Source organism: Burkholderia sp. BCC1638 (assembly GCF_902833195.1).
GTDB lineage: Bacteria > Pseudomonadota > Gammaproteobacteria > Burkholderiales > Burkholderiaceae > Burkholderia > Burkholderia diffusa.
Genome location: NZ_CADFEC010000001.1, coordinates 71,325 through 86,426 on the forward strand (window position 1 = coordinate 71,325; position 15,102 = coordinate 86,426).

Here is a 15,102-nt window from a genome sequence, read left to right on the forward strand (position 1 = left end):
CGTAGTGTTGGATATGGGCCGGGTTCATGAAAGGCAGTGCCGGGCCGGCGCCGCCGAACGGCATCGGCGGGCGGATGGCACGAAATTCTTTTCGACTGGCGACGCCCCGAATGCTGTCATGCGGCGCGAGCGGCGGCAATCGAAAAAATTGGGCATTGCGTCGATTCCGACCCTTTCCTCTGTGGGCAGACGGCATTTTTTGCCGCCCGGGAAGACGGACAGCGATGTGCAGGATTATGCGGCAGCGCGGCAATCCGTCGTCGACGCGTTCGTGACGGCGCGAAGCGCGGCGCCCGGCACGGGCGCACGCGCAGGCACCGGCGAGCCGGTCGCGCAGGCCGGCACACCGCGCGCGGTGCGCGTCCAGTCGTTCAATGGCTGCGGGCGTACCCCTGGATCAGCGCGCGCATCATCCCTTCGACCGTTGCGTCGAGCAGATCGGCTTCCTGCTCCGATTCCTCGACGAGCGCGGCATAGGCGGTTGCGAGCGTCACGCGGTCGACTTCGTGGCGTTGTTCCATCAGCGTCACCATCCCGTCCTTCGCCAGATGAGCGGAGAACGCGCGGCTGCCGATGGTCTGGAATACGTCGATCATGGCGGCTCTCCCGAACGTTGCGATGCCTTCCAGTGTAGTCGGCGCACCGGCGCTGCGCCATGCGCGGCGGGGCGCGGGCCGTCCACGGCACGCCGGCCGGAATCGTGCGTTGCCGCGCGCGCGTTGCCGCCGCCGGCCGCCGCCGCCGGCCGCGATTCGTTCCGCCGAAACACAGCGGACACACGACCGGCGCAACGTGGCATCGGTTTCAACGTTTACCCGAAGCTTCAAATTGTCGACTTTTTATCGATAAAGTCTCGTGTTAGATTTTGCCGCCTGAACCCGGTCGAAACCGGGCGGGAGGCGCGCCTTCACGGCGCCACGAATCCATCGCAAGGAGGGGCAATGCTGGTGCTGATTGGGGTGCCGATCGTCGTGATCGGTTTCGCGCTGCGCTTCAACGCGCTGCTGGTGGTGACGATCGCGGGCCTCGCGACGGGGCTGGCGGGCGGGATGAATCTCGTCGACATCGTCAGCGCATTCGGCAAGGCGTTCACCGACAACCGCTACATGGGGTTGATCTGGCTGACGCTGCCGGTGATCGCGCTGCTCGAACGCAACGGGCTCAAGGAGCAGGCGAAGCGGATGATCTCGCGCGTGCACGCGGCGACCACCGGCCGCGTGCTGATGCTGTATTTCGTGCTGCGCCAGGTGACGGCCGCGCTCGGCCTCACGTCGCTCGGCGGCCACGCGCAGATGGTGCGGCCGCTGATCGCGCCGATGGCTGAGGCCGCGGCCGTCAGCCGGCTCGGCGACCTGCCTGAATCCGTGCGCCAGCAGATCCGCGCGCATGCGTCGGCCGCCGACAATGTCGCCGTGTTCTTCGGCGAGGACATCTTCATCGCGATCCAGTCGATCCTGCTGATCAAGGGCTTTCTCGAACAGAACGGGATCGTGGTCGAGCCGCTGCACCTGTCGGTCTGGGCGATCCCGACGGCGATCGCCGCGCTGCTGATCCACTGCACGCGGCTCGCGCTGCTCGATCACCGGCTGTCGCGCAGCTTCGGCGCATTCGGGCGGGAGGGCGCGCGATGATCGGCCTCGAACCGCTGTACACGCTCGCCGGCCTGATGTTCGGCGCGTTCGCGTGCTTCAACCTGATGGACCGCACGAACCCGCGCCGCGTCGTCAACTTCGCGTTCTGGGCGATCTACGCGCTCACGTTCCTGTTCGGCGCGCTGCTGCCGCACTTCGTGACGGGCTGCCTCGCGATCGCGCTCGCGCTGATCGCGGGCTCGGGCAAGCTCGGACGCGGCAAGTCGGACGAATCCAGCGAAGCGGCGGGCGCGCGGCGCGACGCGAAGGCGCTGCGCTTCGGCAACCGGCTGTTCCTGCCGGCATTGCTGATTCCCCTCGTCACGCTGATCGGCACGTTCGCGCTGAAACGGGTGCCGTTCGTCGATCCGAAGAGCGTGACGCTGATCTCGCTCGTGCTCGGCACGCTCGTCGCGTTCGCCGTCGCGCTCGCGATGCTGCGCGATTCGCCGGTTCACGCGCTGAAGGAGGCACGTCACACGATGGACGCGGTCGGCTGGGCCGCGATCCTGCCGCAGATGCTCGCGGCGCTCGGCGCGCTGTTCGCGGTCGCGGGCGTGGGCGGCGTGGTGTCGGGGCTCGTGAGGGAGTGGGTGCCGATCGATTCGCCGTTCGCGGTCGTCGCCGCCTATACGGTCGGCATGGCGCTGTTCACGATGATCATGGGCAACGGGTTCGCCGCGTTCCCCGTGATGACGGCCGGCATCGGCCTGCCGCTGATCGTCCATCAATTTCACGGCAACCCGGCGATCCTCGGCGCGATCGGGATGCTGAGCGGCTTCTGCGGTACGCTGATGACGCCGATGGCCGCGAACTTCAACATCGTGCCGGCCGCGCTGCTCGAACTGAAGGACAAGAACGGCGTGATCAAGGCGCAGTGGCCGACCGCCGTGCTGCTGCTGGCCGTCAACACGCTGCTGATGTACGCGTTCGTATTCCGCTTCTGACGAGGTGTCCATGACCGACCGGCTGACTCCCGAACTCGCATCGAAATTCGCGTCGCTCGCGCTCGCGCACCTGACCCGCGAATATCCGAACAAGCTCACGCATTCGCTCGAAGGCCCGCACGACGTGCAGGGGCCGCGCGCGCTGCACCCGATCTTCTACGGCAGCTACGACTGGCATTCGTGCGTGCACGGCTACTGGCTCGTGCTGAGCGTGCTCGAACGCTATCCGGCGCTGCCGGAGGCCGAGCGGATCATCGCCGTCGTCGACGCGCACTTCACCGACGCGAACGTCGCCGGCGAACGCGCGTATCTGGCGCTGCCGCACAACAGCGGCTTCGAGCGGCCTTACGGATGGGCGTGGCTGCTGGCGCTGTCCGCGCAGCTGGAGCGGCTCGCGCTGAAGGGCGTGGTGCCGCAGGCCGCACGCTGGGCGAAGACGCTCGCGCCGCTCGCCGACCTGTTCGTCGCGCGCTTCGAGACCTTCCTGCCGAAGGCCACCTATCCGCTGCGGGTCGGCACGCACTTCAACACCGCGTTCGCGCTGGCGCTCGCGCTCGACTTTGCGCGCGCGACGCAGCGCGACGGGCTCGCGGCGCTGATCGTCGATACGGCGAAACGCTGGCATCTGAACGACGTCGCGTGCCAGGCGTGGGAGCCGTCGGGCGACGAGTTCCTGTCGCCCGCGCTGATGGAGGCGGAGCTGATGCGGCGCGTGCTGCCGGCCGCCGAATTCGACGGCTGGTTCGCGCGTTTCTTGCCTGATCTCGCGCGTGGCGAGCCGGCGACGCTGTTCGAGCCGGCTACGGTCAGCGACCGCAGCGACGGCAAGATCGCGCATCTGGACGGATTGAATCTGAGCCGCGCGTGGTGCCAGCGCTCGCTCGCCGGCGCGCTGCCGGAAGGCGATGCGCGGCGCGCGAAGCTGCGCGATGCGGCCGACCGGCATCTCGCGAGCGCGCTCGCGCACGTGGCCGGCGACTACATGGGCGAGCACTGGCTCGCGACGTTCGCGCTGCTGGCGCTGGACGCGTAGTTGCGGCGTCGGTTGCCCGCGAAGCCGAGCTCGATGTTGCGCTAGCGCTCGGGCTCGAGATCCTGGTTCGTCGCGGCGATAGGGTCGCCGCCGCCGCCGAGGCCCGCGTTCGAGCCCGGCGGGTTCGATGGCTTTGCATCCGGCGCAATACCGCTTTCCACGGGGCGCCCGGCTCGACCCGGCGGCAGAGTCGATACACTGCCGTACCGGTTGCACGGGCCCCGGCATATCAGGCCCCGACGAAGGAGACAGCACAGATGGACACCCAACGCGCAGCGGTCGTGACGTACCGCGGCAATGCGATCGAGAACACGCACGTCGCCGATGTGGCGGTGGTGGATGCCGGCGGCAAGCTGCTGTTCCGGCTCGGCGATCCGTTCCGGATGACGCTCGCGCGCTCGGCGGCGAAGCCGGCCCAGGCGCTGTCCGTGATCGAGACGGGCGCGCCGGAGCGTTTCGGTTTCGACGAAGCGGACATCGCGCTGATGTGCGCATCGCACAGCAGCGAGGAGCGGCACATCGCGCGCACGCGGGCGATGCTGGCGAAGGTCGACGCGCAGGAGTCGGATTTGCGGTGCGGCGGCCATGCGCCGCTGTCGGACGCGGTGTACCGGTCCTGGATCAAGCGCGACTACACGCCGACCGGCGTGTGCAGCAACTGCTCGGGCAAGCACGTCGGGATGCTGGCCGGCGCGCGGGCGATCGGCGCCGCGATCGCCGACTACCATCTGCCGACGCATCCGATGCAGATGCACGTGAAGCACGTGGTCGCCGATGCGTGCGGCCTTCCCGACGACGAGGTCGACTGGGCGATCGACGGCTGCAACCTGCCGACGCCGGCGTTCCCGCTCGACCGCCTCGCGCGTCTTTATGCATCGCTGGCAGACGGTGCGGATACGGTTGAAGCCGGCGGCGCGGCGACGACCGATCGCGTGCGCGCGCTGGCGCGCATTCACCATGCGATGACGGCCCATCCCGAGCTGGTCGCCGGAGAAGGGCGCTACTGCACGGTGCTGATGGAGGCCTTCGACGGGCAGGTCGTCGGCAAGCTCGGCGCGGACGCGTGCTACGGGATCGGCGTACGCGCATCGGCGCGCACGCGGGAACTTGGCGCCGACGGCGCGCTCGGCCTCTCGGTGAAGATCGAGGACGGCAACATCGACGTGCTGTACATGATGGTCAGCGAACTGCTCGAACGGCTGCGGATCGGCACGGACGCGCAGCGCGCGCGGCTCGCCGCGTTCCACCGGCCGCGGATGCTGAACACGCAGGGCGTCGAGATCGGGCACGCGACGTTCCCGTTCGAATTGCAGCCGGCCTGATGGCGGCTGTCGTGCCGATGCCGCGTGCCGAAGGTGCATGCGGCGTCGGCGCTGGCTTGCCGGCCGGCGCGACGGCCGCTGCTACGCGCCCGCGTCGCGAATCTTCGTCAGCTCGACTTCCGACAGCTCGCCGATGTGCGCGAGATGCTCCGCGAGGAAGTCCTTCAGCACGCGCAGCTTCGCCGAGCTGCGCCGGTTCGCCAGATACGCGATGTAGATGTAGTCGCCCGTGAGCTTGTTCTGCAGCCGGTAGCGCGGCAGCACGGCTTCGAGCCGGCCGCTCGCGAGCAGGTCGCGCACCAGCCAGATCTCGAATTCGGCGATGCCGAGGCCCGCGCAGGTCGCGTCCAGCAGCAGTTCCGAATGGTCGGTGACGAGGTTGCCGGCCGGCAGCACGCTGTGCCGTGCATCGCCGCGCACGAGCTCCCAGCGCGGATCGCCCTCGGGATGCACGTAGCGCAGGCAGTTGTGATGCCGCAGGTCGTCCGGCGTCGCGGGGCGCCCGCAGCGGTCGAGGTAGCCGGGCGTCGCGCACAGGATGCTGTCGTTGCGCGACAGCCGGTGCACGACCAGGTTGTCCAGGTAGTTCTCGCCTTCGTGAATGTCGAGATCGAAGCCGCCGGCGACGAGGTCGTTGTGGTTGTCGGTGAGCCGCACGTCGAGCTGGATCGTCGGATAGCGTGCGAGAAACGGCGCGATCAGCGGCGCGAGATGGCGGCGGCCGAACGCGACCGGCGCGGTGAGCTTCAGCGGGCCGCTCGGCTGTGAATTGAGCTCGGCAACGACGCGCAGCGTGTCGTCGAGATCGGCGATCAGCGTGACCGCGCGTTCCAGGTAGATGTGGCCGGCCTCGGTCAGCGTCACGCTGTGCGTCGAGCGATGCAACAGCGCGACGCCGAGGGCGTCCTCGATCGCCGTGATCTTGCGCGCGACCGTCGACGTCGACACGCGCATCTCCTTCGCGACCGCGGAAAAACTTCCCATTTCGACGACCCGCACGAATGCGCGCATCGCGCCGAGGTGATCGATGCCGGTGTCTCTCGCCGTTGTTTTCATTCGTCTCTCGCTGTTGCATCCCACGCAAAACCGCTTTCGATAATACAGAAGCGAGGTTCTTTATGCAAAGGCATAGAATGCGATCCCGTCGTACGGGGAAGCGGTGAACGCAGCCGGTTTCCCGCGTCGGCAGAGACAATTCAGGAGGGGCACCATGACGGAAAGCGGCTTCCGCGTCGAGGCGGATCTTTTAGGGAAACGAAGCATTCCGGATTCTGCGTACTACGGCGTCCATACGCTGCGCGCGAAGGAGAACTTCGACATTTCGGGGCGCACGATCGCGTCGCTGCCGTACCTCGTCATGGCGCTCGCGGCGGTGAAGGAAGCCGCTGCCGATGCGAACTGCGAGCTCGGGCTGCTGCCGGACGCGTATCGCGACGCGATCGCCGCCGCCTGTGTCGAGATCCGCGAGGGCCGGCTGCACGATCAGTTCGTGGTCGACATCATCCAGGGCGGGGCCGGCACGTCGACCAACATGAACGCCAACGAGGTGATCTGCAACCGCGCGCTCGAAATCATGGGGCATGCACGCGGGCAGTACGAATACCTCCATCCCAACGAGCACGTCAATCTCGCGCAGAGCACGAACGACGTTTATCCGACCGCGATCCGGATCGCGACCTGCTTCGCGGTCGAGCATCTGCTCGACGCGATGGCGCGCCTGCGCGATGCGTTCGCGGAGAAGGCCGACGCGTTCTCGGATTTGTTGAAGCTCGGCCGCACGCAGTTGCAGGACGCCGTGCCGATGACGCTCGGCCAGGAATTCTCGACCTACGCGGTGATGGTGACGGAAGACATCGCGCGACTGCAGGAAGCCGGCTTGCTGATGCGCGAGATCAATCTCGGCGCGACCGCGATCGGCACCGGCATCACCGCGCATCCGGAGTACGCGCAGAAGGCGCTGGCCGCGCTGCGACGCATCACCGGCCTGGACCTGAGCACCGCGCCGAACCTGATCGAAGCGACACAGGACTGCGGCGCGTTCGTGCAGGTTTCCGGCGTGCTGAAGCGGATCGCGGTCAAGCTGTCGAAGATCTGCAACGACCTGCGGCTGCTGTCGAGCGGCCCGCGCGCCGGCTTCGGCGAGATCAACCTGCCGCCGGTGCAGGCCGGCTCGTCGATCATGCCGGGCAAGGTGAACCCGGTGATTCCGGAAGTCGTGAACCAGGTCGCATTCGAAGTATTCGGCAACGACCTCACGGTGACGTTCGCCGCCGAGGCCGGCCAGCTTCAGCTCAACGCGTTCGAGCCGGTGATCGCGAGCGCGCTGTTCCGCAGCTTCGGTCACCTGACGGCCGCCTGCACGACGCTCGCGGAGCGCTGCGTGAGCGGAATCACCGCGAACCCCGAGCGGTTGCGCGAAACGATGGAGCGGTCGGTCGCGCTCGCGACCGCGCTGAACCCGTACATCGGCTACAAGCGCGCGACGGCCGTGGCCGCCGAGGCCCACGCGAGCGGCAAGTCGATCCGCGAAGTTGTGCTCGATCGCCAGTTGATGACCGCCGCGCAACTGGACGAAGCGCTACAGCCCGAAGCGCTGATCCGCCCGCGCGCGTACTGATTCCGGCCGCGCGGCGCCGGCGCATGCCGCCGGACGCCCGTGCGCGGCCGTTCCCGCAGCGCCCCGTCGACGGGCGCGACACATCAAGAAACGGAGACACACCATGAAGCACGCCAGCGAGCGCGCGGCCGACACGGCCGGCGGCGCGGATCCCCGTCATGCCGACCGAGACGCGATGTTCGCGTCGCACGAATCCGGTTATGAGAAACAGTTGAAGCCGCGCCACGTGCAGATGATCGCGATGGGCGGAGCGATCGGCACCGGCCTCTTTCTCGGCGCGGGCGGACGCCTGCAGAGCGCGGGCCCCGCGCTGGCGGTCGTGTATCTCGTGTGCGGCGTATTCGCATTCCTGATCATGCGCGCGCTCGGCGAGCTCGTGATGCATCGGCCGACCAGCGGCTCGTTCGTGTCGTACGCACGGGAGTTCATGGGCGAGCGCGCGTCGTTCGTCGCGGGCTGGATGTACTACCTGAACTGGGCCACCACCGGCATCGTCGACATCACCGCGGTCGCGATCTACATGAAGTACTGGGCCGTGTTCACGGACGTGCCGCAGTGGGTGTTCGCGCTCGGCGCGCTGGGGATCGTGTCGGTGATGAACATGATCGGCGTGAAGGTGTTCGGCGAGATGGAGTTCTGGTTCTCGATCGTCAAGGTCGGGACGCTCGCGCTGTTCCTCGCCGTCGGCGCCGTGTTTCTCGCGAGCGGTCATCCGGTCGCCGGGCAGATGCCGGGGCTGCACCTGATCGCGGATCACGGCGGGATCTTCCCGCACGGGATCCTGCCGGCCGTGCTGATCGTGCAGGGCGTCGTGTTCGCGTATGCGAGCATCGAGCTCGTCGGCGTCGCGGCGGGCGAGACCGCCGATGCGCGCAAGGTGCTGCCGAAGGCGATCAACAGCGTGATGTGGCGCATCGCGCTGTTCTACGTCGGCTCGGTCGTGCTGCTGACGATGCTGCTGCCGTGGACCGCGTACAGCGCGCACGAAAGCCCGTTCGTCACGTTCTTCGGCAAGCTCGGCGTGCCGTACGTCGGCACGGTGATGAACGTCGTGGTGCTGACCGCCGCGCTGTCGAGCCTGAATTCCGGCCTCTATTCGACCGGGCGCGTGCTGCGTTCGCTGGCGATGGGCGGCTCGGCGCCGCGCTTCGTGTCGCGGATGAACGCGCGCGGCGTGCCGTACGGCGGGATCCTCGTCACGGTCGCGGTCAATGCGATCGGTGTGCCGCTGAACTACATCGTTCCGGCGCAGGCGTTCGAGATCGTGCTGAACATGGCGTCGCTCGGGATCATCACGACCTGGGGCTTCATCGTGATGTGCCAGATCCTGTTCCGCCGCGCGGTCAATCGCGGCGAGCTGAGCCCCGTGTCGTTCCGGATGCCCGGCGCGCCGTTCACGTCGTGGCTCACGCTCGGGTTCCTGGTCAGCGTGCTGGTGATGATGGCGTTCGATTACCCGGGCGGCACGTGGACCGTCGGGATGATCCCGGTCGTCGTGCTCGCGCTCGTGGTGGGCTGGAAGCTCGCGAAGCGCGGTGCCGCGCGAGAGGCGTCCGCTGCGGCCGCCGCGCCGATCGGCGCCGATCCGGCGAGCAACGTCTGACGATACGCACGGGCGGGTCGACCGCCCGTGCGCTCAGTTCGATCCGGTGCGCGCAGCGACCCAGCGGCCGAAGTCGCCGGCCATCTCCGCCGTGAGTTCGTGGCCGGCGTCGTAGAGGCGCGTGTCGTGCGCGACGCCGAGCGCCGTCAGCTTCGCATCGGCGGTTTCGGCCCACGCGACCGGCAGCTTGTCGTCGAAGCGGCCGTGCATCACCAGCGCGTGCAGCGCGCTCAATGCGTCGCGCGGCGCGATCAGCGGATCGATCTCCGGCAGGATGCGCCCGCACAGCACCGCGAACGCGACGACATCGGCCGGTGACGTGAGCGCGACGCTCGCGCTCATGATGCCGCCCTGGCTGAAGCCGGCGATCACGGTCGGCAGGGCGGCGTGTTCGTTGTCGGTGCCCCGGGCGCGCAACGCGCGCAGCAGCGCGATCAGCTGCACACGGCTCGCCTCCGCGCGGGCCGCGTCGATTTCCGGGCCGTTCGGGCCGAAGCGCACCGGAAACCACGCGTGCTGGCCGGGGCCGAACGTCAGCGGGCCGCGCACGAACGCAATTTCGATGCGCGGGTCGATCGTGCCGGCCAGATTCAGCAGATTGGTTTCGTTGCCGCCGACGCCGTGCAGCAGCAACAGGCGGCCTACGGGGCGGCCCGCGGCCGGGCGCAGCCGATAGTGGAGGCCGGATTCGGAGTCGGTGGTCAGCGGCAGGACGTCGGTCATTGCAAGGGTCCGGTGGGGAAGTGATCCGACAGTCTAGAACGCGCGGGAGGGAAGGTGAATCGCCGGATGGCGATTGATTGTTTCCTGATGAGAATGAATAGACGGCCATTCGCCATGTCGGCCGGCGCAGCGATTCCGGCCGCGCGGCAGAAGGTGCATACCCGATTCGATTCGCGGATAATGCGCAAACGTTTTACCGGTATTCGGCCGGATTGAATTATCGGATCGCAAATAAAAGAATGAATATCCGGATTCGATTTATCGAGGCCGCCGGGAACGCCCGCCGGGCCGTTCAGGCCAGAGGTTAACGGCCGATTCGAGAAAAACTTTAGGATTTTCTCGCCGCAATTGATCATTGCGATTTTCTCAACGACCGATTGATTTTCAGTCATCGGACAGTCATACACCATCCCCGATAATTCGGCGCTCACATTCTTTCAATAGACAAAAGGGCGATCGAAGCCGGATCGCTGCGGGGAGCTGTACTCATGACCATCCGTCATCGCATTACGCTGCTAGTCGTCCTGACGTTTTTCGCGCTGTCCGCGATCGGCGTGTACGCCGTGTACCAGACGCGCAAGAGTGCGTCCGAGGTGCGTCAGGTTACCCAGGGAATCGTGCCGAGCGCGCTCGCGTCGGCGGACCTCGTCGCCGACGTGAAGAACATCCAGATCGCGACGATGACGCTGGTGTACGCGCCCGACGCGAACACCGCCGCGCAGGCGCGCGACGAGCTGAAGGCGAAGCAGGGCGCGCTGCGCGCGGCGCTCGACGCCCAGGCGAAATCGGCGGTCGGCCGCGCGCAGGAAGGCCTCGTCGAGCAGGCGAAGGACAGCGCCGCGAACTACTTCGCCGCGATCGACGACACCGTGAAGATGAAGACCGACGGCAAGCCCGAGATGGCGCAGGCGTACCTGTTCGCGAACGTCGCACAGTATCGCGACGAACTCGAGGGCATCGTCGACACGCTGCGCGTCGAGAAGAACCGCCAGAAGGACGATGCGATCCGCGCGCTGAACGGCATGCTCGCGACGACGGCCACCGCGATCGCGGGCGTGGCGGGCACGGTGGTCGTGCTGCTGACCGCGCTCGGCTTCGTGCTGTATCGCCAGATCACGCGTCCGCTGATCGGGATGCAAACGGCGATGAGCGAGATCGCCACGAGCCAGGACTTCACGCGCCGCGTGCCGGTGGGCCGGATGGACGAGATTGGTCATTCGATCGTCGCGTTCAACGGGATGATCGAGAAGATCCAGGAGAACGCCGCGCAACTGAAACAGAAGACGGCCGACATCCAGGCAATGCTGCAGAACATGCAGCAAGGAATCCTGACGGTCGTCGAAGGCGGCGTCGTGCATGCGGAGTATTCGGCTTACCTCGAGACCATCTTCGAGACCGGCGACATCGCCGGACGCGACCTGATGGCGCTCGTGTTCGACGATTCGAGCATCGGCTCCGACGCGCGCTCGCAGGTCGACGCGGCCGTGCATGCGTGCCTCGGCGAGGACAGCATGAACTTCGCGTTCAACGAGCACCTGCTCGTCAACGAAGTCGCGAAGCGGATGCCGGACGGCCGCGAGAAATGGCTCGACCTGAGCTGGTCGGCGATCACCGACGAGACCGACACGGTCGTGCGACTGATGCTGTGCGTGCGCGACGTGACCGAGATTCGCGAGCTGACCGCGCAGGCCGGCGAGCAGCAGCGCCGCCTCGAGATGATCGGCGAGATCCTGTCGATCAGCCAGGACAAGTTCCACGACTTCGTGCACAGCGCGAAGGGTTTCCTCAGCGAGAACGAGCGGATGATCCGCCAGCACGAACGCGCCGATCATTCGATCGTCGCGGCGCTGTTCCGCAACATGCACACGATCAAGGGCAACGCGCGCACGTACAGCCTGCAGCATCTGACCAACATCGTGCACGAAGCGGAGCAGGCGTACGAATCGCTGCGCCGCGCGGACGGCGGCCCCGAGTGGAATCGCGATGCGCTGATGGACGACCTGGCCCGCGTGCGCGAAGCAGTCGACCACTACGCGACGATCAACGCGGTCACGCTCGGCCGGCATGGCGAGGCGGCGCAGCACGGCGGCACCGACTACCTGATGGTCGAGCGCGCGCATATCAGCGAGAGCCTGCGCATGCTCGACGGCGCCGATCCGGCGAACGCAAGCGACTGGCGCGCGGCGCGCGATTCGGTGCGCCGCCTGCTGAGCCAGTTCGGCACGCAGGGCATCGGCGATGCGCTGGGCGGCGTGATCGAATCGCTGCCGTCGCTCGCGGCCGAACTCGGCAAGCCGGCGCCCGTCGTGCATATCGACAGCAACGGCCATCGCGTGCGCAGCGAGATCGGCGCGACGCTGAAGAACGTGTTCATGCACCTGTTGCGCAACGCGATCGACCACGGGATCGAAACGTCGGAAGAGCGTCGCGCGGCCGGCAAGGCGCCGGCCGGCAAGATCGACATCGCGGTCGACGTGGAGGACGATGCGTTGCGCTTCGTGCTCGGCGACGACGGCCGCGGCCTCGCGCTCGACCGGATTCGCGGGATCGCGCGCGAGCGCGGCTGGATCGACGCCGGCAACGAAGCCGCGCTGACCGACGAAGCGGTGGCCGAACTGATCTTTCGCCCGGGCTTCTCGACCGCGCGCGCGGTGACCGAAGTATCGGGGCGCGGCGTCGGGATGGACGCGGTGCGCAACTTCCTGAAGCGCGACGGCGGCGACATCGCGCTGCGCTTCACCGACGATCGCGTCGGCGCGTCGTATCGCGCGTTCGAGACGATCGTGTCGCTGCCGGCGCGATTTGCGGCGGACGGCGCGGCCCACGACGCCGGGCAGCCGGCCGGCGCCGGCATCGCGAACGTCGACGCGAACGTCGACGCGGCGGAGTGATCGTGCAAGCGTGGATGATCCCGATCGGCGCCGCGCTGGCGGGCGGCCTGGTGGTCGCGGCGGTGGCCGCGATCGTGTGTCGCATCGCGCGAGCGCGGCTCGTTGCCGCGCTGACGCGCGAAGCCGGGGCGTTGCGCGCCGCGCTCGGCGCGGCCGATGCACGGGCCGATGAAGCCGTTGCCGCACATGCCGAAGCGGCGCAGGCGTGGGCGCGCCGCGAAGCGGCGCTCGAGGAGGCGCTGGCGCGCGAGGCGGCCGGCACCGGCGAGCAGCGCGACGCGCTGCAGGCGCTCGCGGCCGAGCGCGCCGCGCTGTCGCAGCATGCGACGAAGCTCGCCGACGAAGCCGCGCGGCTGCGCGGGCTGGCCGGCACGTTCGAACGCTGGCACGAGCAGATGATCTCGCTGACCACGCAGAACCAGGACATGCGCACGAAGAACCAGGAGCTGTCGGCGATCGTCGCGCACGTGTCGATCGTGTCGCTGAACGCGTCGATCGAGGCCGCGCGCGCGGGCACGGCCGGGCGGGGCTTCTCGATCGTCGCGAGCGAGGTGCGCGGGCTCGCCGCGCGCTCGCAGCAACTGTCGAACAGCTATCGCGACAGCCTGAATCGCAACGATCTCGTGACGGCCGCGACGTTCCAGGACATCCAGGCCGGCGGCAAGATGATCACGGCCGCGCTCGCGACGGTCGAGACGCTGGCCGGGCAGCTGCATGCGCGGCTCGAGGGAGCGGCGGCGTGATCACCGCGCAGGCCCGGGCCGGTTTCGAGCGGATCTTCTTCGATGCGGCGCGCACGCGGCTCGCGTCCGGCGGCGTGTGCGAAATCAGGCCGGCCGCCGGCGATGCGCACGACACGTCGCACGATCCGTCACGCGCGAAATCGCGCGCGACGCCGAAGGTGCCCGAGCACGTCGCAGTGCTGACGATCTCGGCACTGCATTTCCGGCTGCTGCTCGCGCTGCGCTTTCGCGACGACGAACCGACGCGTCGTCATTTCGCCGCCGCGACGCCCGGCGCGGGCGCGCAGCGGCCGCTGCCCGAGGCGTTCATGGAAGTCGCGAACCTGTGCTGCGGCGCGATCAACCAGGCGCTGACCGCGCCTTTCCCCGATCTCGGGATGTCGACGCCTTACCTGTTGAGCGGCGCGAGCGTCGACTACCTGCCGGCGCTGCATCCCGACTACGTGGCCGCGTACGGCGTGACGCTCGACGGCGACGTGCGGATCGGCGCGACGCTGTGCGTGTGCGCGAACGCGCCGGTCGATTTCCACGTGCCGGAAGCGGCGAGCGTGGACACGGGCGGCGAGCTCGAACTGTTTTGACCGATTGTGAGGAAGGACTCCGCGAGATGACCGTAGACCAACCCGTCAGCAAGGTGCTCGTGCTCGACGACAGCCGCGCCCATGCGGCGACGCTCAAGCGTTTCTGCGACGAGCACAACTTGGTCGGCCTGACCGTGCGGCGCAACCGGCTGCTGAAGGTGCTGCGCTCGAACATCGATCTCGGCGCGATCCTGCTCGCCGAGGACTACGGCGGCTCGCCGGACGAAAGCGCGATCATCGCGACGCAGATCGATGCGCTGCGGCCCGAGCTGCCGATCATCCTGCGCCGCGCGTCGAATGCGTCGCGCGACGGGCTGCCCGATGCGCTCGCGCGCGTCGCGTGCGCGGCCTACGTCGCCGACGACCTGACGCCGCTCAAGCGCGCGATCGACGAATACCTGTTCGGCCGCGACTACCCGAACGCGCTCGTGCGCGGCATCGCGGAGATCACCGAGGCGCGGCTCGACAGCCTGTTTCCGGGCCTCGCGATCGAGCGCGACACGCCGTGCATCGTGCGCGACCAGATCATCTTCGGCGAGGTGTTCAGCCTGATCGCGCTGGAAAGCGCGTGGTGCCGCGGCTACATGCTGCTGCAGACGAGCGAGCAGCCGCTGCTCGACATGATCGGCGGCACGCGCGACGACGGCCGCGCACCCGATTTCCGCGACGTGAACAACGTGCTCGGCGAGTTGACCAACCTCGTGTGGGGCGCGTTCAAAAACCGCTATCTCGGCGACGCGGAGGCGCTCGCGCGGCATCCCGTGCAGGTGCCGCTCGTCGTCAATCACAAGCAGAAATTCATTTCGTTCGGCGGCGACTGTCCGCAGCTGTGTTTCAAGTATCGGATGACCGACCCCGAGTCGGGACGATCGGTGCGGCTCGACCAGCGTTTCGTGTTCAGCCTGAGCTGGTCGCCGGAGGATTTCCGCGAATCCGTGCAGGACGTGGGGCCGATGGTCGAGTCGGGCGAACTCGAACTGTTTTGAATGTTGAAGTCAGCAACAAGGAAAG

At 67.8% G+C, this 15,102-nt stretch carries 14 protein-coding genes; 10 read left to right on the plus strand and 4 right to left on the minus strand.

The annotated features are described in order from the left end of the window. Positions 1-371 precede the first annotated feature (371 nt). Entirely contained in the window at positions 372-596 is a 225-nt protein-coding gene (locus HWX22_RS00340) for a hypothetical protein (RefSeq protein WP_039357299.1), read from the minus strand. Between the two features lie 345 nt (positions 597-941). Between HWX22_RS00340 and HWX22_RS00345 the strand changes: the two genes are divergently transcribed. The 4 genes from HWX22_RS00345 (at position 942) to HWX22_RS00360 (ending at position 4,933) form a co-directional block, all read left to right on the plus strand. Continuing rightward, positions 942-1,631 carry a DUF969 domain-containing protein gene (locus tag HWX22_RS00345; protein WP_059689837.1) on the plus strand — a complete coding sequence of 230 codons (690 nt, stop codon included), beginning with the start codon at positions 942-944 and terminating at the stop codon, positions 1,629-1,631. After that, entirely contained in the window at positions 1,628-2,578 is a 951-nt protein-coding gene (locus tag HWX22_RS00350) for a DUF979 domain-containing protein (protein WP_175912056.1), read from the plus strand. The genes HWX22_RS00345 and HWX22_RS00350 overlap by 4 nt, the downstream gene beginning before the upstream one ends. 10 nt (positions 2,579-2,588) lie before the next feature. Beyond that, positions 2,589-3,611, plus strand: a complete 1,023-nt coding sequence (locus HWX22_RS00355) for a DUF2891 domain-containing protein (protein ID WP_059700026.1) — start codon at positions 2,589-2,591, stop codon at positions 3,609-3,611. Between the two features lie 257 nt (positions 3,612-3,868). Then, on the plus strand, positions 3,869-4,933 hold the full coding sequence (locus HWX22_RS00360) for an asparaginase (protein WP_175914799.1): 1,065 nt from the start codon (positions 3,869-3,871) through the stop codon (positions 4,931-4,933). A gap of 81 nt (positions 4,934-5,014) precedes the next feature. Here HWX22_RS00360 and HWX22_RS00365 read toward each other — a convergent pair whose 3' ends face one another. Further along, on the minus strand, positions 5,015-5,989 hold the full coding sequence (locus HWX22_RS00365; protein ID WP_059689844.1) for a LysR family transcriptional regulator: 975 nt from the start codon (positions 5,987-5,989) through the stop codon (positions 5,015-5,017). A 154-nt stretch (positions 5,990-6,143) separates the two neighbouring features. Between HWX22_RS00365 and aspA the strand changes: the two genes are divergently transcribed. Then, positions 6,144-7,550 carry an aspartate ammonia-lyase gene (aspA, locus tag HWX22_RS00370; protein ID WP_175914800.1) on the plus strand — a complete coding sequence of 469 codons (1,407 nt, stop codon included), beginning with the start codon at positions 6,144-6,146 and terminating at the stop codon, positions 7,548-7,550. 103 nt (positions 7,551-7,653) lie between these two features. Beyond that, on the plus strand, positions 7,654-9,153 hold the full coding sequence (locus HWX22_RS00375) for an amino acid permease (RefSeq protein ID WP_059524912.1): 1,500 nt from the start codon (positions 7,654-7,656) through the stop codon (positions 9,151-9,153). A 33-nt stretch (positions 9,154-9,186) separates the two neighbouring features. Here HWX22_RS00375 and HWX22_RS00380 read toward each other — a convergent pair whose 3' ends face one another. Both HWX22_RS00380 and HWX22_RS00385 read right to left on the minus strand, forming a co-directional pair. Continuing rightward, entirely contained in the window at positions 9,187-9,876 is a 690-nt protein-coding gene (locus HWX22_RS00380; protein ID WP_175912052.1) for a phospholipase, read from the minus strand. Further along, positions 9,873-10,268: a hypothetical protein gene (locus tag HWX22_RS00385; protein WP_175912050.1), complete on the minus strand. Its 396-nt coding sequence runs from the start codon at positions 10,266-10,268 to the stop codon at positions 9,873-9,875. Before HWX22_RS00385 ends, HWX22_RS00380 begins: the two co-directional genes overlap by 4 nt. Positions 10,269-10,364: 96 nt before the next feature. Between HWX22_RS00385 and HWX22_RS00390 the strand changes: the two genes are divergently transcribed. The 4 genes from HWX22_RS00390 to HWX22_RS00405 are packed head-to-tail and all read left to right on the plus strand — an operon-like array spanning position 10,365 to position 15,077. After that, positions 10,365-12,767 carry an MCP four helix bundle domain-containing protein gene (locus HWX22_RS00390; protein WP_175914801.1) on the plus strand — a complete coding sequence of 801 codons (2,403 nt, stop codon included), beginning with the start codon at positions 10,365-10,367 and terminating at the stop codon, positions 12,765-12,767. Between the two features lie 2 nt (positions 12,768-12,769). Beyond that, positions 12,770-13,510, plus strand: coding sequence for a methyl-accepting chemotaxis protein (locus HWX22_RS00395; RefSeq protein ID WP_244135172.1), 741 nt, complete (start codon positions 12,770-12,772; stop codon positions 13,508-13,510). Then, on the plus strand, positions 13,507-14,091 hold the full coding sequence (locus tag HWX22_RS00400; protein WP_175914802.1) for a hypothetical protein: 585 nt from the start codon (positions 13,507-13,509) through the stop codon (positions 14,089-14,091). Before HWX22_RS00395 ends, HWX22_RS00400 begins: the two co-directional genes overlap by 4 nt. Positions 14,092-14,117: 26 nt before the next feature. Further along, on the plus strand, positions 14,118-15,077 hold the full coding sequence (locus tag HWX22_RS00405) for a chemotaxis protein CheX (protein WP_059818871.1): 960 nt from the start codon (positions 14,118-14,120) through the stop codon (positions 15,075-15,077). Positions 15,078-15,102: the final 25 nt, after the last annotated feature.

Coding starts and splice junctions, on each gene's coding strand:
- HWX22_RS00340 (WP_039357299.1), bottom strand. CDS start 596: ATGATCGACGTATTCCAGACCATCGGCAGCCGCGCGTTCTCCGCTCAT.
- HWX22_RS00365 (WP_059689844.1), bottom strand. CDS start 5,989: ATGAAAACAACGGCGAGAGACACCGGCATCGATCACCTCGGCGCGATG.
- HWX22_RS00355 (WP_059700026.1), top strand. CDS start 2,589: ATGACCGACCGGCTGACTCCCGAACTCGCATCGAAATTCGCGTCGCTC.
- aspA (WP_175914800.1), top strand. CDS start 6,144: ATGACGGAAAGCGGCTTCCGCGTCGAGGCGGATCTTTTAGGGAAACGA.
- HWX22_RS00350 (WP_175912056.1), top strand. CDS start 1,628: ATGATCGGCCTCGAACCGCTGTACACGCTCGCCGGCCTGATGTTCGGC.
- HWX22_RS00345 (WP_059689837.1), top strand. CDS start 942: ATGCTGGTGCTGATTGGGGTGCCGATCGTCGTGATCGGTTTCGCGCTG.
- HWX22_RS00380 (WP_175912052.1), bottom strand. CDS start 9,876: ATGACCGACGTCCTGCCGCTGACCACCGACTCCGAATCCGGCCTCCAC.
- HWX22_RS00385 (WP_175912050.1), bottom strand. CDS start 10,268: ATGACTGAAAATCAATCGGTCGTTGAGAAAATCGCAATGATCAATTGC.
- HWX22_RS00360 (WP_175914799.1), top strand. CDS start 3,869: ATGGACACCCAACGCGCAGCGGTCGTGACGTACCGCGGCAATGCGATC.
- HWX22_RS00405 (WP_059818871.1), top strand. CDS start 14,118: ATGACCGTAGACCAACCCGTCAGCAAGGTGCTCGTGCTCGACGACAGC.
- HWX22_RS00390 (WP_175914801.1), top strand. CDS start 10,365: ATGACCATCCGTCATCGCATTACGCTGCTAGTCGTCCTGACGTTTTTC.
- HWX22_RS00375 (WP_059524912.1), top strand. CDS start 7,654: ATGAAGCACGCCAGCGAGCGCGCGGCCGACACGGCCGGCGGCGCGGAT.